Below are 20,826 nucleotides of genomic sequence, written 5' to 3'. Positions count from 1 at the left end.
TCATGCCCTCCCCAGGACGATGGAGCTGTTGACCCCACCGAAGCCGAACGAATTGGACAGCACCACGCCCACCGACTGGCGTACCGGTTCGGAGAGGAAACGCAGCTCGGGGAATTCCGCGCCCCGTTCGTCATAGTTCAGGGTGGGTAACAGCACGCCGTCGCGCAGGCTGATCAGCGACAGCACCGCTTCGATGGCGCCGCTGCCGGCGAGGGAATGGCCGATGGCCGATTTGTTCGCGGTCAGGGTCACGCCGTCGAGCATCTTGCCGAACACCCGGGTCAGCGCATGGGCTTCGCAGCTGTCGTTGACCTGGGTGGACGTCCCGTGGGTATTCACGTGTTGCACGGCGTAGCGCAGCAGGCCGGCGTCCTCGATGGCCGCCTCCATGCAGTGCGCGTATTTGCTGCCGTCACGGCTGCTGGAGGTCATCTTTTCCGCCTCGCAATAGTTGGCGTAGCCGAGCACCCGGCCGATCGGTCGGGCCTGGCGTCGTTCGGCATGCTGCTTCGATTCGAGGATCAGCAGCGCCGCGCCCTCGCCGAGGACGAAGCCGCAGCGGTCGCGCATGAACGGCCGGCTCTGCTGCTCGGGCGCGAACTCCGCCTTCTGGCACAGCGCGCCGAGGCTGTTGAACATGTAATAAGGAAGTTCGTTGGCCATCAGCTCGACCGCCCCGCAGATCGCCAGGTCGATGTCGCCCCGCTCGATGGCGCGATAAGCGCTGCCGATCGCGATGGTGCCGGCGGCGCAGGCGTCCGCATGGGTGGACACCTGATCGCGGATGCCCAGGCTCTGCGCCAGGTGGAAGGTCTGCTGGTCGACCCGGCGGGCGAAGGGATGCTCGGACTTGACCTGGCGTTGCAGGTAGCGATCCAGGTCGAGGCTGCCGTCGGCGTCCATGCACAGGGTCAATTGGTCGAGGTCGTGGCTGTCGGCGCAGTACTTGTTGGCGCCGAGGAACAGGCCGCTGGCGGTCTGGCCGAACGCCGCCGCCGTGAGGCCCGCATGGCGCAAGGCCTGTTTCGCTACGAACTCCGCCAGGAGCGCCTGCCGGGGTTGCGCGCCCGCGTCGCCCACGAAGCCTTCGGCGATCCGCTGCCATTGCACGTCGTCTATATAGCCGGCGGCCGTATTGGGGAATCCAAGCTCGGCGAACAACGGATGCTCGCGTACGCATGAACGTTTATCGCAGATCCGCTGGAACAGACTTTCGGCGTCCAGCACGGTAGGTGCCACCAGGCCGTAGCCGGTGACATAGACTTCGCGAGCCCGCATGGCGACTCCTAGGCGTTTTCTTCCAGGTGGGCGGAGACGAACGTCTCGACCAGGCGGCGGGAAATCTCGTCACCGTCGGCGGGCGTCAGGCGCGCGCTGCAGGAGGCGCAGACGACTTGCTGACGCTCGTTGAGCACGGCCTGATGACCCGCACACTCGGGGCACGTGGCCGGCAGGTAATTGAAGACGTTGCGGCACTGCTCGGCCCAGTTGCGCACGGTGGTCACCGCGAAGACGTCGCCCGGCTTCATACCGACCCGCAGTTGATCCGGCGCATAGGCGCTCAGGCTGCCCTCGAGCAGGGCTTTGCCGTTTTCGGTGAGACCCGACTCATTGACGAACTCGTGGATATCGCCACATACCGCCGCCGCATGATCGAGCACGGTGGTTTTCGGCAATGTGCAACCATATTGGCGGCCCAGTTGGAAACTCAGGTCGACGATATCGAGAGAATCTGCGGAGAGGTCTTCGACGATACTGCTGTTGGCTTCGATATCGTCGACATCGATAACTAACAATTGCGCGAGGATTTCACGCGTACTGGCAATGACGCTATCCAAATCCAGAGGATTATTCATGATGCAACTCCTTATATATCCATAGGCCAAACTTCATGTGCATGAAGTAATAAGCGGCATACCTTGCTGCGGCCGGCGCAATCTAAACTCTCCCCCTAAGGGAAGAGTCAACCGCGCCGCGCAGCGTTTTAATGTGCCGAAGATTATGGAAACAGTAGAGTTTTCTTATTCTTGTCGGACAGGCTTTAGTACCTGCGGCAATATTTTCTTAATAAAGCGTAATTAGAATGACGCGCCATTTAACCGTTTGTACAATCCACACTTTACTGTACTGACTAATACTTTAATTAGCCGGCACTATAGGGATAGTCATTAAAGTCGGCTATTCGACTTAATGCCAATCCGCCGAATTCTTTCTTTTCCACAAAAAAATCATGAGGTTGCTTCGGCAAGAGGGTCGCCGGAGCCCCATTCCCGGGTGAGGCAGCCAAGTCTCGCGGGTCGGTGCGCACAACCGCCGACCGAGGATTTTTCGGTAACCGCCGATGTATCGGTTTGTCTTCGCCGAAACCTAAATACAGTCTCGAGGCATCTCCTTTCGTCGCCCGGCCTTCGGCCGGCGAGCCGGGAAAAGGCTGGACAAACGGCAAGGAGCTGCGACGAACGGTCGTGTTTTTAAGGATAAAACCCAGGGAAACCCCGCTATGCAGGGTTAATTCGCGTTCACTCGGGTCATGACGAGGGTAAAAAAAGGCGCGTTGAAAAATCCGGTACAGATGATGCCGGGGGTACAAGGCCCATGAAAACAGGATTTGGTATTTTCTGGAACGATCGTACAAGAAAACGGGAGCACATAACCCGGTTGCTTCCCGAGTCCTGCATATGGGAGCAGTCCCGACCCAGCTTGACTCTGCCAGTAGGGGCAGACTTTAGGCTCGCGCGCTTTCGACCCTCCCCGTCAGGTACCCCTCTTGAGCAAGAACATACTGGTGATCCTCGGCCATCCTTCCTCCGACAGCCTTTGCGCGCACCTCGCCGATGCCTATGTATCGGGCGCGACCCAGGCGGGCCACCAAGTCCGGCAGATACGCCTGGGCGATCTGGCCTTCGATCCCATCCTGCACGAGGGGTACAAGAAGATTCAGCCCCTCGAACCGGATCTGGTGCAAGCCCAGGAGGCCATCACCTGGGCCAATCACCTGGTCTTCGTCTACCCGACCTGGTGGGGCGCCATGCCGGCGCTGCTGAAAGGATTCTTCGATCGCATCTTCCTTCCGGGCTTCGCCTTCAAATACCGGGATAACTCGAAGTTCTGGGATCGCCTGCTGGCCGGCCGCTCGGCGCATCTTCTGGTAACCATGGATACACCGCCCTGGTATTACCGCTGGGTGTTCCGCATGCCGGGCCATAATCAAATGAAGAAAACCATCTTGGAATTCAGTGGAATAAAACCGGTGAAAGTTTCCAACTTTGGCCCGATCTTGGGTTCGACACAGAAACAGAAGGAAAACTGGACGGCGCAAGTTCTGGACTACGGCCGGCACGCCTGACGAAAAAGCATTAATTACAGACGAATCGACAATAACGCAGTTTAACGATATTTATCGGCGTACCTATTCAAAGCCCCATTTGGGGCTTTTTATTTTTGTGCAGTGAATACCGCTCCGACGAAAAACTATCGAGCCCACTACGTCCGGTCATATAACGAGAGCTATGGAAGCCGGCATCCGTTTCGCACCCATGACTTCCGTCAGCCATCGCGATGGCAAGGCACGTTCACTCCCTACCCGGAAACGCCTTCACTCGTCCCGCCCGGGCGCCAGCAACTCCACCCCTGACCGTCGGGGTCTTCGACGAACGCCAGGACGAGGGGAGCCATGCTTCATCGGCGCCGATTCGAGGACGATCCAGCCACCGCGCCAGCGGATGTCCTCGCTGCCTATCCCTCCCGGTTGCGGGTCGGCTCCAGAGCGGCGTGCTGGGCTTCTTCGCCCTAGCCGAAACGCGCCAGGGCGAATCCGCGAGGGCCCTTGCGCCATGTCGGGGTGGTTCCCAGTGAACCTGTGGGCGGCACGGATGCGTCCAGATCGCCGTCCCGCGACAAGGCGTGAGGCGATCTCATCCTGATGCCCTCGAGAGGGGTAGGACTGCACGTCGCGCGGCAGCGCCTGCGTCCGCGAGCGATGAGGCGATCGGTTCAGGACGTGGCGATCGTCACGTTTCCTCCGTGGGACGCCGGCCGGAAATGCAAAACCCCGGCCGAAGCCGGGGTCTGGGTCGCAGCGCGAACGCCGTCAGAGCATCTTGCGGCCCTTGCTCGCGGCAATGCGCATGCGCAGTGCGTTGAGTTTGATGAAGCCGGCAGCGTCCGCCTGGTCGTAGGCACCGCCGTCTTCCTCGAAGGTGGCGATGTTGGCGTCGAACAGCGAATCGTCGGACTTGCGGCCGACCACGATGACGTTGCCCTTGTACAGTTTCAGGCGTACCACGCCGTTCACGCTGGCCTGCGAGGCGTCGATCATCTGTTGCAGCATCAGCCGCTCGGGACTCCACCAGTAGCCGGTGTAGATCAGGCTGGCGTATTTCGGCATCAGCTCGTCTTTCAGGTGGGCGACTTCACGGTCCAGGGTGATCGACTCGATGGCGCGGTGGGCCTTGAGCATGATGCTGCCGCCGGGCGTCTCGTAGCAGCCGCGGGACTTCATGCCGACATAGCGGTTCTCGACGATGTCCAGGCGCCCGATGCCGTTTTCGCCGCCGACGCGGTTCAACTCGGCCAGGACCTGCGCCGGGCTCAGCTCCTTGCCGTCAATGGCGACGATGTCGCCGGCGCGGTAGGTCAGTTCGATGTAGGTGGGCGCGTCCGGCGCCGCTTCCGGCGACTTGGTCCACTTCCACATGTCTTCTTCGTGTTCGGTCCAGGTGTCTTCCAGCACGCCGCCTTCGTAGGAGATGTGCAGCAGGTTGGCATCCATGGAATACGGCGATTTTTTCTTGCCGTGGCGCTCGATCGGAATGCCGTGGGTTTCGGCGTAATCCATCAGCTTCTCGCGGGACAGCAGGTCCCACTCGCGCCAGGGCGCGATCACCTTGACCCCGGGCTTGAGCGCATAGGCCCCCAGCTCGAAACGCACCTGATCGTTGCCCTTGCCGGTGGCGCCATGGGAAATGGCGTCGGCGCCGGTCTCGTTGGCGATCTCGATCAGGCGCTTGGCGATCAGCGGGCGGGCGATGGAGGTACCCAGCAGGTACTCGCCCTCATAGACGGTGTTGGCGCGGAACATCGGGTAGACGAAATCGCGGACGAATTCTTCTCGGAGGTCGTCGATGTAGATTTCCTTGACGCCCATGGCTTTCGCCTTGGCGCGGGCCGGCTCGACCTCCTCGCCCTGGCCGAGATCGGCGGTGAAGGTCACCACTTCGCAGGAATAGGTGTCTTGCAGCCACTTGAGAATCACCGAGGTATCCAGGCCACCGGAATAAGCCAGGACAACCTTCTTCACGTCCACCATTGCCATCAACTCCAAGGGGGTTGTCGGAAAAGCGGTGATTCTACTGATCCCCGGCGGGAAATTACAGGGGCGCGACAGCTTATGACGACCAGGCGACATTTCAGGACGATTTCGCGACCTGAGACTCGACCTCGTTCAGGAGGTGGCGGCCGGCGCCAGCGGCGCCTTCGCCGGCTCGGCCGCGGGCGCCTGGGCAGGCGGGGCCGCGGAACTGGCGGCATCCCGGGACAGGCTGATCACCACCCGGCGATTCTTCGCCCGGTTGGCTTCGCTCTTGTTCGGCACCAGAGGGTAGCGCTCGCCATGGAAGCGCACCACGATGTGGTCCTCCGGGAAGCCGTTGGCCTTGAAATAGTCCACCACGGCGAGGGCGCGCCGCCGCGACAGATCGCGGTTGGTCAGGCGGTTGCCGCTGTTGTCCGAATGGCCATCCAGCTCCACGTGGTTCACGCTGGGGTCGGCCTTGATGTATTCGAGGATGATGTCCAGCTTGGCCTTGGCCATGTCATCGAGTTCGGTACCGCCACCGGGAAAGCCGACTTGGGCGTTCTTGATCTGGTCGAAGTTCACCGGCAGCAGTTTGGCGGTGCAGGTCTGGTAGTCGTTGTAGGCCTGGCGGAACTTGGTCGGCAGCAAGCGTACCTCGAAGGCTTCGCCGCCCGCCCGGGTACGGTGCCTGACCAACGGGCTGCGCCCTTCCATCAACCCGGAGAGCAGGCGCCCGGCCTGGTCCTGGGAACTGTTGAAGGGGACTTCGCCGTTGCCCACGGTGACCGAGCCGAGGTTGATGTCGCCGCGCCCCGGCTGCCAGGGTGCCGCCGCCGCCAGAAGGGTCGCGGAACCGGCGCCCATCCAATGTTCCCGCGCCTTCAGGCGGAACGTCGCCTGTTCGCCGGCGCGGCGCACGAATTCGCCACTGCCGAAATCGGTGATGGGCTGCACGAGGCGGCACTCGAAGATATCGCCGTCCACCTTCCATTCGACCTTTTCCAGGCGTGTCTGAAAGGTGATGGCCGCGGCGGGCAAGCTGGCGAACAGACTGAGCAGAACAAGATACTGGCGCACGGCGGGCTCCCACGGCGATCACTGCACTCGAAGGGGCTATCGGTCGGCTCCGGCGAAACTTGATAGCCAGTGCCTGCGAGGGGCTTTTCCGGTAGCATTCCATCCTTGATTTACCCGCCTGGAAGCCTCCATGTCCGACCGTTTGACCCTGCTGCGCCCCGACGACTGGCACATCCACCTGCGCGACGGCGCGCTGCTGCCGCACACCGTCGGCGATGTCGCGCGCACTTTCGGCCGCGCCATCGTCATGCCCAATCTGGTACCGCCGGTGCGCAACGCCGACGAAGCCGACGCCTACCGTCAGCGCATCCTCGCCGCTCGGCCGGCGGGCAGTCGCTTCGAACCGCTGATGGTGCTCTACCTCACCGACCTGACCCAGCCCGAGGACATACGCCGCGCCCAGGCCAGCGGGTTCGTCCATGCGGCCAAGCTGTACCCGGCGGGCGCCACCACCAACTCGGACTCCGGCGTCACGCGCCTGGAACTGATCTACCCGGCCCTGGAAACGATGGCCGAGGTCGGCATGCCGCTGCTGGTGCATGGCGAGGTCACCCGGCCGGAGATCGACGTGTTCGATCGCGAGAAAGTCTTCATCGACGAACACCTGGCTCGGCTGGTGGAGCGCTTCCCGACCCTCAAGGTGGTGTTCGAGCACATCACCACCCGCGACGCCGTGCAGTTCATCGAGGCGGCGTCGGCCAACGTCGGCGCCACCCTCACCGCCCATCACCTGCTGTACAACCGCAACCACATGCTGGTGGGCGGCATCCGGCCGCATTTCTTCTGCCTGCCGGTCCTCAAGCGCAACCGGCACCAGGAAGCGCTGCTCGACGCCGCCACCGGCGGCAACCCCAAGTTCTTCCTCGGCACCGACTCCGCGCCCCACGCACGCCACGCCAAGGAAGCGGCATGCGGCTGCGCCGGCTGCTACAGCGCCTATGCCGCCCTCGAACTCTATGCCGAAGCCTTCGAAGGACGTGACGCGCTGCACCGCCTGGAGGCGTTCGCCAGCCTGTACGGCCCGGACTTCTACGGCCTGCCGCGCAATCGCGATCGCATCACCCTGGTACGCCAGACATGGAACGCTCCCACCGAGCTGCCGCTCGGCGAGCACACAGTGATTCCGCTGCGCGCGGGCGAACCCCTGCGCTGGCGCCTGCAGGAGGACAACGCGTGAGCGAAGATCTGTTCGACGACGAACTCGACAACCAGGGCGGCGGCTCCATCCGCCATCCCATGGGCCAGCGCTTCCGTGGCTACCTTCCGGTGGTGGTGGACGTCGAGACCGGCGGCTTCAATTCCGCCACCGACGCCCTGCTGGAGATCGCCGCGGTGACCACCGGGATGGACGAGAAAGGCTTTCTCTATCCCGAGCACAGCTACTTCTTCCGCGTCGAACCCTTCGTCGGCGCCAACATCGAGGCGGCGGCGCTGGAGTTCACCGGGATCAAGCTGGACCATCCGCTGCGCATGGCGGTCAGCGAAGAGCACGCCCTGACCGAAATCTTCCGCGGCATCCGCAAGGCGCTCAAGGCGAACGGCTGCAAGCGCGCCGTCTTGGTCGGGCACAACAGCAGTTTCGACCTGGGCTTCCTCAATGCCGCGGTCAACCGTACCGGGCTCAAGCGCAACCCCTTCCACCCCTTCTCCAGCTTCGACACCGCCACCCTGGCCGGGCTCGCCTATGGCCAGACGGTCCTGGCCAAGGCCTGCCAGAGCGCCGGCATCGATTTCGATGGCCGCGAGGCCCACTCGGCCCGCTACGACACCGAAAAAACCGCCGAGCTGTTCTGCGGTATCGTCAACCGCTGGAAGCAGATGGGTGGCTGGACGGATTACGGCGACTGAATGCAGGCTCGCTGCCGGTCGATGCGCGAGCGCGGCGCCTTCCGGAACTCCGCCTCGCCGGACCGACCCGCCCTATGCACGGGTCATCCGGCCGCCAGACGGAGATTGTGCATTGAGAGCGACCGATCAGACCCGCACAGCCTCCAGTTCCTGGGTGACGCCCCAGCCGTCGAGGATTCCGCCAAGGGGCTCGACCACGGCCTCGAGGTCCTGCTCGAAGTCGTCTATGCCGCCGGACGTGGCGTACATCACCTTGCTCACTTGCAGATGCCAGGCACCGTCGCGGGCCGATACCTGGGCGTTCAACCACTCGCCGCGGAACTGGCCGGCAGCCAGCCGCGCCCGGTCCTCGTCCGGGAAGATCGCGTAGAACTCGATGGGATGGACGCGGGCGAAATCGAAACCGCCCTCTTTCATGTGGCGCAGCACGTTGCTGCTGATGTCGTCGTTGAAGGCTGTACTCATGAAGCGACCTCCTTTCAGCGATGAGAGAAGCGACGGCGCCGGCCGGAACCGGTGGACGCGCGATGGCGCCCCGTCGCGGATGGATGTCCTGCTTCTGACCGACGCGGCGCCCGGATATTCGAAGCGTCCGTCGGGCCCTCTCGCTAGCAGGGTAGCTGAACGTCGTGCCCATGCCGCGAATGCGGCTTCGAACGCGCCCGGCCGGTGAAGAAACCTACGATCAACGGAGGGCGGCTGCCGTTCCCCGGGCGGTCCATGCCCGCCCCGAACGGCCCTCGCCAGGAGCGCCCCATGCGCCAGTCACTCGTCGCCCTGCTGATCCTGCTGCTCTCCGCCTGTACCCAGGTGCCGACGCAAACGCCGTCCCGGCCCCAGGGAATCCTCTACGTTCCCCCTCTCACCCTGACCCTGATCGACTACGGACGCTTCAGCCTGCTCTACGACTGCGAACGCGGCGAGGCCCACCGCTTCCAGTACCGCCTGGATGCGGATCATGGCACGCTCAAGCGACCCAATGCCTTCACCCTGGACAAAGCCTTCCCGGCCGGCTGCGCCCAACAGCTCACCAGCCAGCGCTACAACAAGGTGCATGCCGGCTTCGATGTCGGCCACCTGGCGCCGATCAACCAGTTCGACGACGACCTGCCGACCATGCTCGAAACCAATCACATGCCCAACCTGGTGCCCCAGTTGAGCCAGCACAACCGGCGGACCTGGTATGCGACCGAACTGATCGCCGAGTGCTATCGGGATATCCGGCCGCTGGAGGTGATCGGTGGCGTGGTCTACGGCGACAGCGACGCCGATCGGGCCAACGATTATTTCGTCGAATCCCACGGAATCCGCACGCCGGAATTCTTCTGGCGGGTCATCCTGACCACTGATCCCCTCGACGAACATCCGAAGATCATCGCCTGGTACATCCCGCACCGCGAAGGACTGGGCACCGACATCGATCCCTACCTGGTCAGCGTGCACCAGTTGGAACGGCTGCTCGGCCCCGACGAACCCAGCATCGAGGTGCCGGAACTATTGAAAGACGACAAGGCGGCCTTCAGTTGGCCATTGCCGCAGAGCTGCAACCGTAGCTGAGCGGCCAAGGGCGCGTACCGCCTCCGTAGCCGCAACCCCCGGTAAGGCCAGGGCCCGCCTTGCCAGGGGTCTGTACGAAAAGCCACGCGCGAAGGCGAAAACAGGCGAAGCAGCGGGGTTTAGGGCTGTAGATGAGCGGGCTGAGCCTGTTTTTAACCCGGCATCACCGAGCGCAGGCACTTTTTTTCATACAGGCCTAAAGGCCGAAGCGATCACGACCGGTCCATCCGGGAGCAAAAGACATATCTGCCGTAGCGGGCGAGGTCACGGGAAGAACACGATGCCGCCTTTACATTCACAAAAGAGGAAACCGCCATGGCCCTGATCGAAATCGCCCTTGCACGAGCGCTGACCGCCTATGGAGGAAGGACCGACAAGGCCGGGCAGCCCTACATCCTGCACCCGCTCAGATTGATGGCCAGGATGCCGGACACCGCTGCCCAACTGGTCGCCCTCCTGCACGACGTGATCGAAGACGCCCCCACCAGCGCCGCTGACCTCCTGGCAGAAGGAATGCCCGCCGAGGTCGTCGAGGCAGTGGTGCTCCTGACCCGCCTCGACGGCGAAAGCTACGCCGACTTCATCGAGCGCATTCGCCCGCACCGCCTGGCGCGAATGGTCAAGCTGGCCGACATCGAGGACAACCTCGACGTGCTGCGGCTCGCCTCCTTGACCGATGAGGATATGGCGCGCGTGAAGAAATACCACCAGGCCTGGCACCGCTTGGCCTCGGTGGATAAGCACTGACTTGCCGCTCGAACCAGGCCTCTTGCATACACACGGGCCCAACGCCCACCAGCCCGCCCAAGACGAACAGGGACTGGTGAGGATGAGTGACGCTTACAGGTTCTTTGAAAGGCCTCACAAATCCGGCCGAGTACCCATACGTCGTCCGATCGGTTTTGGTAAAAACTTTTTGCGGCCGGTCTGGCCGTGGGAGCCAGCAAAGGCTTCTTGGATCTTTCGACACGCAAGGAAACTGGAATGAAAGCAGTAAATCAGTTCAAGTTTGCCATCCTTCCGTTCGCCCTCCTCGCGGCCAGCGCCGCTCAGGCGACCGGTATGCTGATCACAACGGAAGACGAGTTCGTCAAGCAAATCGACGACAAATGGGTGCAGGTCGAGCCTCATACCTATCGCCTCGAGACCGAGAGCAGTTCTACGGAGATCGGGTTCGGCGAAGCCGCAGCCGAGAAGTACCTGGCATACCTGCGCAGCCTCGACGAAGAAGCGGCCACCAAAGCCTCCGCGAACGGCAATGGCGTGCAAGAAACCATCCAGGCGCTGGAAGCCGATCTGGCGCAAAAATCCTCGAAGGCGGCAAAGGTCGTCGTAGATGGGCCTAGCGCTTGCGGCCAGGGTTGGACCCTGAATATCGATCCTCACGTGGGCCTGGGCAACCTGAACCTGAGTACAGAGAACTTCTTTGCCCCGGTCGGGCCCTTCGCGCCCAAGCCCGTGACGCTTTACTCCACGTCGACGATCTACGGTTCCGGCAATCCGGCACCGGACAGTAACTCCAAAACGACGGTGCTCAATTCCGAGGACTTCGGTTCCGTGACGAGCAATGTCTTGTCCGTCGCCTTCGCCGGCACGTGGTACAGCTATGGTGCCGTGCGCAATCAAAACTGCACGGGCTCCAGTTCCTTCGTGTCGGTCTCGCGAACTGGCAGCTTCTAACTAGAAGCACGTGGCAGGGCCCGTCTCGTCGGGCCCTGCCTTCACGCGACCTCGATGTCACCCAGCCCTCTCTACTGGCGTCAGCAGCTCCACAGACTAGCGACGAGCGGTACGCGCTCATTCGGCAGGATCGCACCGGTGATCTCGACGAATATCCCGGTGTTTGGGCTATCGCCTCTGGGCTTCAAGGCAATCACTGAACGATTCCAAATGGACGGGGCGATGGGTGATATCGCCTTCCGTCTGATCCCGGCGGCCTATGCGAGCTGACGCGGATTGCCAATCCGTCCGGGTGCAGGGTACAAATGCTGCCTCGCTCGGTTGAGCGCGCGGCTCCGAGACGGTGGAAACGGGCGTAAGCCAACCGGAGCGAGCCGAACGAAAGGCAAGCTTTAGCCATGCCCTCACGTGGGCAAACGGGACCTCCTTGTACCTTCGCGACATTTGCTTATAAGATCGCGTCCTTCCCTATTTCGTCGCCTCGCGCGGCTTTTTGCCGCGGCTTCCCTTCGTTTTTCCCGAAAAACCCGGAGCCCGGCCGTTGTACATAAGGTGTGAATGATGAGCGCAAGGCATTTTCTCTCGTTGATGGACTGTACGCCCGCCGAGCTGAACAGCCTGATCCGCCGAGGCGTCGAGCTGAAAGCCCTGCGCGACCGCGGCGTGCTCTATGAACCCCTGCGGAACCGGGTGCTGGGCATGATCTTCGAGAAGGCCTCCACCCGTACCCGGCTTTCCTTCGAGGCCGGAATGATCCAGTTCGGCGGCCAGGCGATCTTTCTTTCGCCGCGGGATACCCAGCTCGGCCGTGGCGAGCCCATCGGCGATTGCGCCAAGGTCATGTCGCGGATGCTCGACGCGGTGATGATCCGCACCTTCGCCCACAGCACCCTCACCGAATTCGCCGCCCATTCGCGAGTGCCGGTGATCAATGGCCTCTCCGACGACCTGCACCCCTGCCAGTTGCTGGCGGACATGCAGACCTACCTGGAACACCGCGGCGCCATCGCCGGCAAGACGGTGGCCTGGATCGGCGACGGCAATAACATGTGCAACACCTATATCGAGGCGGCGGTGCAATTCGACTTCGAACTGCGCATCGCCTGCCCCGAGGGCTACGAACCCAAGGCGGCATTCCTCGAGCGCGCCGAGGGCCGCGTGCGTATCGTCCGCGACCCGCGCGAAGCGGTCGCCGGCGCCAGCCTGGTGAGCACCGACGTCTGGACCTCCATGGGCCAGGAAGAGGAAGCCGCCAAGCGGCTGGCACTGTTCGCGCCCTATCAGGTCGATCGCGCGCTGCTGGACGCCGCCCATCCAGACGTGCTGTTCCTGCACTGTCTGCCCGCCCACCGTGGCGAGGAAATCAGCGAAGACCTGCTGGACGATCCCCGGTCGCAAGCCTGGGACCAAGCGGAAAATCGCCTGCATGCGCAGAAAGCGCTGCTGGAATTCCTCGTCGAACACGCCTCTCACGCATGAACGATATCCTTCTGAGCCTCCGCGACATGGCCTGCGGCTACCACGAGCACACCGTGGTGCAACGCCTCAATCTCAACCTCAAGGCCGGCGACATCGGCTGCCTGCTCGGCTCCTCGGGCTGCGGCAAGACCACCACCCTGCGCGCCATCGCCGGCTTCGAACCGGTGCAGGAAGGGGAAATCCTTCTCGCCGGGGAACGGCTTTCCGCGCCGGGTTTCACCCTGGCGCCGGAAAAGCGCCGGATCGGCATGGTGTTCCAGGACTATGCGCTGTTCCCCCACCTGAGCGTGGCGGACAACATCGCCTTCGGCATCCGCAAGCACCCGCAGCGCGAGCGCATCACCGCCGAGATGCTGGAACTGGTCAACCTCGTCGGCCTCGGCCAGCGCTACCCCCACGAGCTGTCCGGCGGCCAGCAGCAACGGGTTTCCCTGGCCCGCGCCCTGGCGCCGGAGCCGAAGCTGCTGCTGCTCGACGAACCCTTCTCCAACCTCGACGGCGAACTGCGCCGGCGGCTCAGCCATGAGGTTCGCGACATTCTCAAAGGCCGCGGAACCAGTGCGATCCTGGTGACCCACGACCAGGAGGAAGCCTTCGCCGTCAGCGATCACGTCGGGGTCTTCAACCAGGGTCGCCTGGAGCAGTGGGATACGCCCTACAACCTCTACCACGAGCCGCAGACGCCCTTCGTGGCCAGTTTCATCGGCCAGGGCTACTTCATCCGCGGCCAGCTCCAGGACCAGGACAGCGTGCGGACGGAGCTCGGCCTGATTCGCGGCAATCGCGCCTATGGCCTGCCCAGCGGCAGCGCGGTGGACGTGCTGTTGCGTCCGGACGATATCGAGCATGCGCCGGACAGCAGCCTGCAGGCTCGGGTGGTGGGCAAGACGTTCCTCGGCGCCGCCACGCTCTACCGCCTGCAGTTGCCCAGCGGCACCCAGCTGGAATCGATCTTCCCCAGCCAGACCGATATCTCGCCGGGGCAGGACGTGGGCATCCGGGTCGCCGCCGCCCACCTGGTGCTGTATCCGGCGCAGGCGGCCGCCGAGCAGACCTCGACCAGCGGTGTGCGCCGCTGCCAGGGAGCGGCCTGAGGCGGTGCCCGGCTGACCTCAACCGAGGTGCAGGCGACCGCTGCCGACCAGAACCGCGTGACCGGCGATCTTCACCCGGTCGCCCTGCAAGCGACACCAGAGGCGCCCACCGCGGCGCCCGCCCTGGTAGGCCTGCAGCACCGGCCGGCCCAGCCGCTCGGCCCAATACGGAATCAGGATGCAGTGGGCCGAACCGGTCACCGGATCCTCGTCGATTCCCAACGCGGGCGCGAAATTGCGCGAGACGAAATCGAACTCACGGCCTCCGGCCGTGACGATCACCGCATCCCACGCCAGCCCGGCCAAGGCTTTCAGGTCCGGCGCGCACGCCCGCACCGCGTCCTCCGACTCCAGCACCACCAGTAGTTGCGATGCATCCAGCACCGCCACCGGCGTCTGGCCAAGCATCTGCGCCAGCCCGGCCGGTTCGGCGATGACGCGCGACGGCGCCGCCGGAAAATCCAGCGCCAGCCGGCCGTGCTCGCGGGTGACCGCGAGGGTCCCGCTGTGGCAGGTGAAGGCGAGCCTGTCGCCGGGCTCGCGATAGACCTCGAACAGCACGTGGGCGGTCGCCAGGGTGGCATGCCCGCACAGAGGCACTTCGGTGGTCGGGGTGAACCAGCGAATCCGCCAGGCGGCCTCTTCGCGGACCACGAAGGCGGTTTCCGCCAGGTTGTGTTCGGCGGCGATCCGCTGCATCAGCTCGTCGTCGAGCCACTGCTCGAGCCGATAGACCATCGCGGGGTTGCCGGAAAAGGGCTGGTCGGCGAAGGCGTCGACCTGATGGAATTCCAAAGGCATGGCGGGCTCCCGGGGACAAGAAGGCCCAGCATGCCCTGCCGCGCAGGCGCGCCACTCATACAGCTGTGGCGCAATACGACCATACAAGGCAGGCCGCCCAGTCGGCGAAGGGGCGGCTACTACGCGTTCAGCAGGCCACGGAATCGCCGCTGCGCACCCGCACCACGGCGTCCAGCCAGCCTGCGTAGAGGGCATCGCGTTGCGGCGTATCCATGCCCGGCTGGAAGCGCTGCTGGCGCTGCCAGTGGCTGGCGATCTCGTCGAGGTCGCGATAGAGGCCCGCTTGCAGGCCGGCCAGGTAGGCCACGCCGAGGGCGGTGGTTTCGGTGATCTCCGGACGCTCGACGGTCACGCCGAGGATGTCGGCGAGGAATTGCATCACCCAGTTGTTCTCCACCATGCCACCGTCCACCCGCAGCGAACGGGGCGGTACCGCGCCGTCCTGGCGCATGGCCTCGAGCAGGTCGCGGGTCTGGTAGCAGACCGATTGCAGCCCGGCGGTGACGATTTCCTTGATCCCGGTGTCGCGGGTCAGGCCGAAGATCGCGCCGCGTGCCTTGGGGTCCCAGTAGGGCGCACCCAGGCCGGTGAACGCCGGCACCAGGTAGACGCCGCAGGCGTGCCCGGTCTGCTCGGCCAGGGCCTCGGTCTCGCGGGCATGGTTGATCAGCTTGACGCCGTCGCGCAGCCATTGCACCGCCGCGCCGGCGACGAAGATGCTGCCCTCCACCGCGTAGGCGACCCGGCCCCCGAGCCGGTATCCGACGGTGGTGAGCAGGCGGTTCTTCGACACCACCGGGGTTTCCCCGGTGTTCTGGATCATGAAGCAGCCGGTGCCGTAGGTGCTCTTGATCATGCCCGGATGGAAGCAGGCCTGGCCGACCAGGGCCGCCTGCTGGTCGCCGGCCATGCCGAGCACCGGGATGGCGGCGCCGAGCAGGGCCTTCTCGGTGATCCCGAAGTCGGCCGCGCAATCGAGCACCTCCGGCAGCAGGCTGCGCGGAATCTCGAAGAGCGCCAGCAATTCGTCGTCCCATGCCTGGGTATGGATGTTGAACAGCAGGGTGCGCGAGGCGTTGGTGGCATCGGTACGGTGGGAGCGACCACCGGTGAGGCGCCAGAGCAGGAAGCTGTCGACCGTGCCGAAGCGCAGCTCGCCGCGCTCCGCCCGCTCGCGGGCCCCGGGCACGTTCTGCAGGATCCAGCGCAATTTGGTCGCCGAGAAGTAGGGGTCGATGAGCAGGCCGGTCTTGGCGCTGACCTGCGCCTCGTGTCCGGCGGCTTTCAGTTCGGCGCAATAGTCAGCGGTGCGCCGGTCCTGCCAGACGATCGCCCGGTGGATCAGCTCGCCGCTGCCGGCGTCCCAGACCAGGGTGGTCTCGCGCTGGTTGGTGATGCCGATGGCGGCGACGTCGCCGGCGCTCAGCCCCTGCTGCGCCAGCGCGTCGCGGCAGACCGCCAGGGTGCTCTGCCAGATTTCCTCGCCATCGTGCTCGACCCAGCCGTCGTTGGGGAAGTACTGCTTGAATTCCCGCTGGCTCCTGGCCACGGGCAACCCCTGGGCGTTGAACAGGATGGCGCGGGAGCTGGTGGTGCCCTGGTCGATGGCGAGCAAATGGTGGGACATGTGGTTTCCGACAGGTAGGAGTAGGAGGACGACCGGATCAGCTCCGGGGTGGATTCATTCGCGACCGATGGCGGCGAAGCGCGCCTGGGTGTGCTCGGCCAGGACGTCGGCGCTCAGCTCCACCTCCAGCCCGCGCCGACCGGCACTGACATGGATGCTGGGGTGCAGGCGAGCTGACGCGTCGATGAAGGTGCGCAGGCGTTTCTTCTGTCCCAGGGGACTGATGCCGCCCACCAGGTAGCCGGTGGCGCGCTGGGCGATCTGCGGGTCGGCCATGTCGGCCTTCTTTACGCCCGCCGCCTGGGCCAGGGCCTTCAGGTCGAGGGTCCCGGCCACCGGCACGACCGCGACCAGCAGCTCGCCCTTTTCCGATGCCGCCAACAGCGTCTTGAACACCCGTGCCGGGTCCAGGCCGAGCTTCTCCGCCGCCTCCAGGCCATAGGAAGGCGCCTTGGGGTCGTGGCTGTAGCTGTGCACCCGGTGCGCGGCACGGGCTTTTTTCAACAGGTCGATGGCCGGGGTCATGGGTCGCTCCTAAAGGCTCATTCCGGGCAGGCGCTCACCTTAAATCATCGCCAGGGCGAACGCATGGCGTGGGCCGCCGGGTCGTCGCGCAGGAGGTCGTCGCCATCTGACTGGCCGTCCGGTCGGCGATCGGCCGCAACCCGGGGGTCGTGTTTCGGATGAGCGTTCACCTTCGCGCTTTGACAGCATTCCTTTATGACTATATTTTTTCGAATGCGAACAATCTTACGGCTACCCGCCATAAATACAAGAACAGACCAAGAGAGCCCCCCATGACCACTGCCACCCCTTCGTCCTTGATGGGCCAATGCCTGGCCGAATTCCTCGGCACCGCCCTGTTGATCTTCTTCGGCACCGGCTGCGTCGCGGCGCTCAAGGTCGCCGGCGCCAGCTTCGGCCTGTGGGAGATCAGCATCATCTGGGGGGTGGGCGTAAGCATGGCGATCTACCTCAGCGCGGGCGTCTCCGGCGCCCACCTGAACCCGGCGGTGAGCATCGCCCTGTGCCTGTTCGCCGGTTTCGAAGGGCGCAAGCTGCCCTTTTACATCCTCGCCCAGGTGGCGGGCGCGTTCTGCGCCGCGGCGCTGGTGTACACCCTCTACAGCAGCCTGTTCTTCGAATACGAACATGCCCAGCATCTCGTTCGCGGCAGCGAGGCCAGCCTGGGGCTGGCGGCGGTGTTCTCCACCTACCCGCACCCCGCGCTGTCCGTGGGCCAGGCGTTCCTGGTGGAGACCGTGATCACGGCGATCCTGATGGCGGTGATCATGGCCCTGACCGACGACGACAACGGCTTGCCCAGCGGTCCGCTGGCGCCCCTGCTGATCGGCTTGCTGATCGCGGTGATCGGCAGCGCCATGGGCCCGCTGACCGGTTTCGCGATGAACCCGGCGCGGGACTTCGGTCCCAAGCTGATGACCTACCTGGCCGGCTGGGGGCCCATCGCCTTCACCGGTGGCCGTGACGTCCCGTATTTCCTGATCCCGATCTTCGCGCCGATCCTCGGCGCTTGCCTGGGCGCCGGCGGCTATCGTGTGCTGATCGCCCGCCACTTGCCGGGCGCCGCCGTCGGCGCGGTCGCGGAAACCGCGCCCGCCAGCAACGTGCAAGCCTCCTGAAGCCCTTACCTGCCAAAAGGCTCCTGCCATGACCGACATCCACAAGAAGAAATACATCGTCGCCCTGGACCAGGGCACCACCAGTTCGCGCGCCATCGTTTTCGATCGCGACGCCAGCGTGGTCAGCCAGGCCCAACGTGAATTCGCCCAGTTCTACCCCCAGGCCGGCTGGGTCGAGCACGACCCGATGGAAATCTGGGCCACGCAGAGCTCGGTGATGGTGGAAGCCCTCGCCCAGGCCAACATCGGCCATGAAGAAGTCGCCGCCATCGGCATCACCAACCAGCGCGAAACCACCCTGGTCTGGGACAAGCAGAGCGGGCGGCCCATCCACAACGCCATCGTCTGGCAATGCCGGCGCAGCGCCTCGATCTGCGAACAGCTCAAGCGCGACGGCCTGGAAGACTACATCCGCGACACCACCGGGCTGGTCATCGACCCCTACTTCTCCGGCACCAAGCTGAAGTGGATCCTCGACCGGGTCGAAGGCAGCCGCGAACGCGCCCGCCGCGGCGAGCTGCTGTTCGGCACCATCGACAGCTGGCTGATCTGGAAACTCACCGAGGGCAAGGTCCACGTCACCGACTACACCAATGCCTCGCGCACCCTGCTGTTCAACATCCATACCCTGGATTGGGACAAGCGCATGCTGCAGGTGCTGGACATCCCGCGGGAGCTGCTGCCGAGCGTTCGCTCCTCGTCGGAGGTCTATGGCTACGCCAGCCTCGGCGGTGTCGGCGGCGGCGAAATCCCCATCGCCGGGATCGCCGGCGACCAGCAGGCCGCCCTGTTCGGGCAGATGTGCGTCGAGCCCGGCCAGGCCAAGAACACTTACGGCACCGGCTGTTTCCTGCTGATGCACACCGGCGACAAGGCGGTGAAATCCACCCACGGCCTGCTCACCACCCTCGCCTGCGGCCCGCGCGGCGAAGTCGGCTACGCCCTCGAAGGGGCGGTGTTCAATGGCGGCTCGACGGTGCAATGGCTGCGCGACGAGCTGAAGGTGATCAACGATTCCTTCGATTCCGAATACTTCGCCACCAAGGTCAAGGACAGCAACGGCGTCTACCTGGTGCCGGCCTTCACCGGCCTCGGCGCGCCCTACTGGGACCCCTACGCCCGCGGCGCGGTCTTCGGCCTGACCCGCGGGGTCAAGGTGGATCACCTAATCCGCGCCACCTTGGAATCCATCGCCTACCAGACCCGCGACGTGCTCGACGCCATGCAGCAGGATGCCGGCGAACGCCTGCGCGCGCTGCGGGTGGACGGCGGCGCGGTGGCGAACAACTTCCTCATGCAGTTCCAGGCCGACCTGCTCGGCACCCAGGTCGAACGCCCGGAAATGCGCGAGACCACCGCCCTCGGCGCCGCCTATTTGGCCGGCCTGGCCAGCGGCTTCTGGAGCAGCCTGGACGAGCTGAAGCGCAAGTCGGTGATCGAGCGGGTCTTCGAACCGCAATGCGACGAGGCCCAGCGCGAGAAGCGCTACGCGGGCTGGAAGAAGGCCGTGGAGCGCACCCGCGGCTGGGAAGACACCGACGACTGAGGCTCGCCGGCCGCTGCGGTACGCGCTCGCCGGCAGGGCTCGATCGACCTCGCCGGCTGACAGGGATAGGCCACGTGCGGCATGCTTGGGGACTTTCGGGTCCCCGGCCCCGCAGCACGAGAGCGATCAATGAATCTGCCCCCACGCCAGCAAAGCATCATCGAAGAGGTGCGGGAACGCGGCTACCTGAGCATCGAAGAGATGGCGCAGATGTTCGCGGTCACCCCGCAGACGATCCGCCGCGACATCAACCAGCTCGCCGAGCAAGGCCGCCTGCGCCGTTACCACGGCGGTGCTGCCTACGATTCGAGCATCGAAAACACCGCTTACACCATGCGCGCCGACCAGATGCGCGACGAGAAGCAACGCATCGCCGAAGCCATCGCCGGCCTGGTACCGGACGATGCCTCGCTGTTCATCAACATCGGCACCACCACCGAGGCCATCGCCCGCGCCCTGCTCAATCACCGCAACCTGAAGATCATCACCAACGACCTGCACGTGGCGACCATCCTCAGCGCCAAGGAGGACTTCGAGGTGCTGGTGGCGGGAGGCACGGTACGGGTAGACGGCGGCATCGTCGGCCAGGCCGCGGTGGATTTCATCCAGCAGTTCCGCGCCGACTTCGCCCTGGTGGGCATCAGCGGCATCGACGAGGACGGCAGCCTGCTCGACTTCGACTACCAGGAAGTACGGGTCTCCCGGGCGATCATCGACAACGCCCGACAGGTCTTCCTCGCCGCCGACTCCAGCAAGTTCGGCCGTAACGCCCTGGTGCGCCTGGGCTCCATCACCCTGGTCAACCGGGTGTTCAGCGACAGCCCGCCGCCGCCCTCGGTGGCGCACCTGATGGCCCAGCACAAGGTCCACCTCGACCTGGTCTGACGCCTGGGCCTGGCACGGCTTCCGAGCGGCGGCCAGCCACCCACTCCCCAGCTCCGAATTACGCGCGTTCGGCAACGCTGGAGGCGCGCCGCTGCCCGGGTGAGCGGAATACCCACGTCGCCACCTCGATGCCCGCCGCGTATTACGAAGCCACGCCGTGGGAGCGCCGTGGACTGCCCGGGCAACGCCCGTATCCCAGTACCGAGCCCTGCTCAACGCCGCGGCCGGAGATGGTATTCCATGCTGGCCAATAACCTTGCTTTCGCCTATGCTATTTTCGAATTCGAACTTAT

At 64.5% G+C, this 20,826-nt stretch carries 19 protein-coding genes; 11 read left to right on the top strand and 8 right to left on the bottom strand.

Going from position 1 to position 20,826, the window contains the following annotated elements:
• Both OGL92_RS00485 and OGL92_RS00480 read right to left on the bottom strand, forming a co-directional pair.
• On the bottom strand, window positions 1-1,278 hold the full coding sequence (locus tag OGL92_RS00485; protein ID WP_263138711.1) for a beta-ketoacyl-[acyl-carrier-protein] synthase family protein: 1,278 nt from the start codon (window positions 1,276-1,278) through the stop codon (window positions 1-3).
• 8 nt (window positions 1,279-1,286) lie between these two features.
• Window positions 1,287-1,856 (bottom strand): acyl carrier protein, encoded by a 570-nt coding sequence (locus OGL92_RS00480; RefSeq protein WP_263138708.1) that lies wholly within the window; start codon window positions 1,854-1,856, stop codon window positions 1,287-1,289.
• Window positions 1,857-2,767: 911 nt separating this feature from the next.
• On the opposite strand from OGL92_RS00480, the gene OGL92_RS00475 reads away from it, so the two are divergent.
• Window positions 2,768-3,346, top strand: coding sequence for an NAD(P)H-dependent oxidoreductase (locus OGL92_RS00475; RefSeq protein ID WP_263138704.1), 579 nt, complete (start codon window positions 2,768-2,770; stop codon window positions 3,344-3,346).
• A 744-nt stretch (window positions 3,347-4,090) separates the two neighbouring features.
• Here the strand turns inward: OGL92_RS00475 and OGL92_RS00470 are convergent.
• A complete protein-coding gene (locus tag OGL92_RS00470; RefSeq protein ID WP_263139579.1) occupies window positions 4,091-5,308 on the bottom strand; it encodes an argininosuccinate synthase in 1,218 nt (405 codons plus the stop codon).
• Window positions 5,309-5,443: 135 nt separating this feature from the next.
• A complete protein-coding gene (locus tag OGL92_RS00465) occupies window positions 5,444-6,373 on the bottom strand; it encodes an OmpA family protein (RefSeq protein WP_263138699.1) in 930 nt (309 codons plus the stop codon).
• A gap of 130 nt (window positions 6,374-6,503) precedes the next feature.
• Between OGL92_RS00465 and pyrC the strand changes: the two genes are divergently transcribed.
• The gene (gene pyrC / locus OGL92_RS00460; protein ID WP_263138695.1) at window positions 6,504-7,550 is read left to right on the top strand and encodes a dihydroorotase; all 1,047 of its coding nucleotides are present in this window, start codon (window positions 6,504-6,506) and stop codon (window positions 7,548-7,550) included.
• On the top strand, window positions 7,547-8,221 hold the full coding sequence (rnt, locus tag OGL92_RS00455; protein WP_263138693.1) for a ribonuclease T: 675 nt from the start codon (window positions 7,547-7,549) through the stop codon (window positions 8,219-8,221). The genes pyrC and rnt overlap by 4 nt, the downstream gene beginning before the upstream one ends.
• 126 nt (window positions 8,222-8,347) lie before the next feature.
• Here rnt and OGL92_RS00450 read toward each other — a convergent pair whose 3' ends face one another.
• The gene (locus OGL92_RS00450; protein WP_263138691.1) at window positions 8,348-8,686 is read right to left on the bottom strand and encodes a ribonuclease E inhibitor RraB; all 339 of its coding nucleotides are present in this window, start codon (window positions 8,684-8,686) and stop codon (window positions 8,348-8,350) included.
• Window positions 8,687-8,977: 291 nt separating this feature from the next.
• Between OGL92_RS00450 and OGL92_RS00445 the strand changes: the two genes are divergently transcribed.
• The 5 genes from OGL92_RS00445 to OGL92_RS00425 all read left to right on the top strand — a co-directional run bounded on the left by OGL92_RS00445 (window position 8,978) and on the right by OGL92_RS00425 (window position 14,031).
• A complete protein-coding gene (locus tag OGL92_RS00445) occupies window positions 8,978-9,778 on the top strand; it encodes a DNA/RNA non-specific endonuclease (RefSeq protein WP_263138690.1) in 801 nt (266 codons plus the stop codon).
• Window positions 9,779-10,093: 315 nt separating this feature from the next.
• Window positions 10,094-10,525 (top strand): GTP pyrophosphokinase, encoded by a 432-nt coding sequence (locus tag OGL92_RS00440; RefSeq protein WP_263138688.1) that lies wholly within the window; start codon window positions 10,094-10,096, stop codon window positions 10,523-10,525.
• 237 nt (window positions 10,526-10,762) lie between these two features.
• A complete protein-coding gene (locus OGL92_RS00435; protein ID WP_263138686.1) occupies window positions 10,763-11,458 on the top strand; it encodes a hypothetical protein in 696 nt (231 codons plus the stop codon).
• A gap of 561 nt (window positions 11,459-12,019) precedes the next feature.
• Window positions 12,020-12,937, top strand: a complete 918-nt coding sequence (gene argF, locus OGL92_RS00430) for an ornithine carbamoyltransferase (RefSeq protein WP_263138683.1) — start codon at window positions 12,020-12,022, stop codon at window positions 12,935-12,937.
• Complete coding sequence (locus tag OGL92_RS00425; RefSeq protein WP_263138682.1) at window positions 12,934-14,031, top strand: ABC transporter ATP-binding protein; 1,098 nt, start codon at window positions 12,934-12,936, stop codon at window positions 14,029-14,031. Before argF ends, OGL92_RS00425 begins: the two co-directional genes overlap by 4 nt.
• An 18-nt stretch (window positions 14,032-14,049) precedes the next feature.
• Here the strand turns inward: OGL92_RS00425 and OGL92_RS00420 are convergent, their stop codons facing one another.
• The 3 genes from OGL92_RS00420 to ybaK all read right to left on the bottom strand — a co-directional run bounded on the left by OGL92_RS00420 (window position 14,050) and on the right by ybaK (window position 16,984).
• Window positions 14,050-14,832, bottom strand: coding sequence for a PhzF family phenazine biosynthesis protein (locus tag OGL92_RS00420; RefSeq protein WP_263138680.1), 783 nt, complete (start codon window positions 14,830-14,832; stop codon window positions 14,050-14,052).
• Window positions 14,833-14,959: 127 nt separating this feature from the next.
• Window positions 14,960-16,459, bottom strand: a complete 1,500-nt coding sequence (gene glpK / locus OGL92_RS00415; RefSeq protein WP_263138677.1) for a glycerol kinase GlpK — start codon at window positions 16,457-16,459, stop codon at window positions 14,960-14,962.
• A gap of 54 nt (window positions 16,460-16,513) precedes the next feature.
• Complete coding sequence (ybaK, locus tag OGL92_RS00410) at window positions 16,514-16,984, bottom strand: Cys-tRNA(Pro) deacylase (protein ID WP_263138674.1); 471 nt, start codon at window positions 16,982-16,984, stop codon at window positions 16,514-16,516.
• A gap of 272 nt (window positions 16,985-17,256) precedes the next feature.
• Between ybaK and OGL92_RS00405 the strand changes: the two genes are divergently transcribed.
• The 3 genes from OGL92_RS00405 (at window position 17,257) to OGL92_RS00395 (ending at window position 20,533) form a co-directional block, all read left to right on the top strand.
• On the top strand, window positions 17,257-18,102 hold the full coding sequence (locus OGL92_RS00405; protein ID WP_263138667.1) for an MIP/aquaporin family protein: 846 nt from the start codon (window positions 17,257-17,259) through the stop codon (window positions 18,100-18,102).
• A gap of 28 nt (window positions 18,103-18,130) precedes the next feature.
• Complete coding sequence (glpK, locus tag OGL92_RS00400; protein ID WP_263138664.1) at window positions 18,131-19,648, top strand: glycerol kinase GlpK; 1,518 nt, start codon at window positions 18,131-18,133, stop codon at window positions 19,646-19,648.
• Between the two features lie 129 nt (window positions 19,649-19,777).
• On the top strand, window positions 19,778-20,533 hold the full coding sequence (locus tag OGL92_RS00395; RefSeq protein WP_263138662.1) for a DeoR/GlpR family transcriptional regulator: 756 nt from the start codon (window positions 19,778-19,780) through the stop codon (window positions 20,531-20,533).
• The last annotated feature ends 293 nt before the right edge of the window (window positions 20,534-20,826 follow it).

Source organism: Pseudomonas sp. RIT-PI-AD, from assembly GCF_025642785.1.
Taxonomy (GTDB): Bacteria; Pseudomonadota; Gammaproteobacteria; order Pseudomonadales; family Pseudomonadaceae; genus Pseudomonas_T.
Note: the sequence above shows the minus strand (reverse complement) of the source record. Positions and strands in the feature narration are given on the sequence as shown.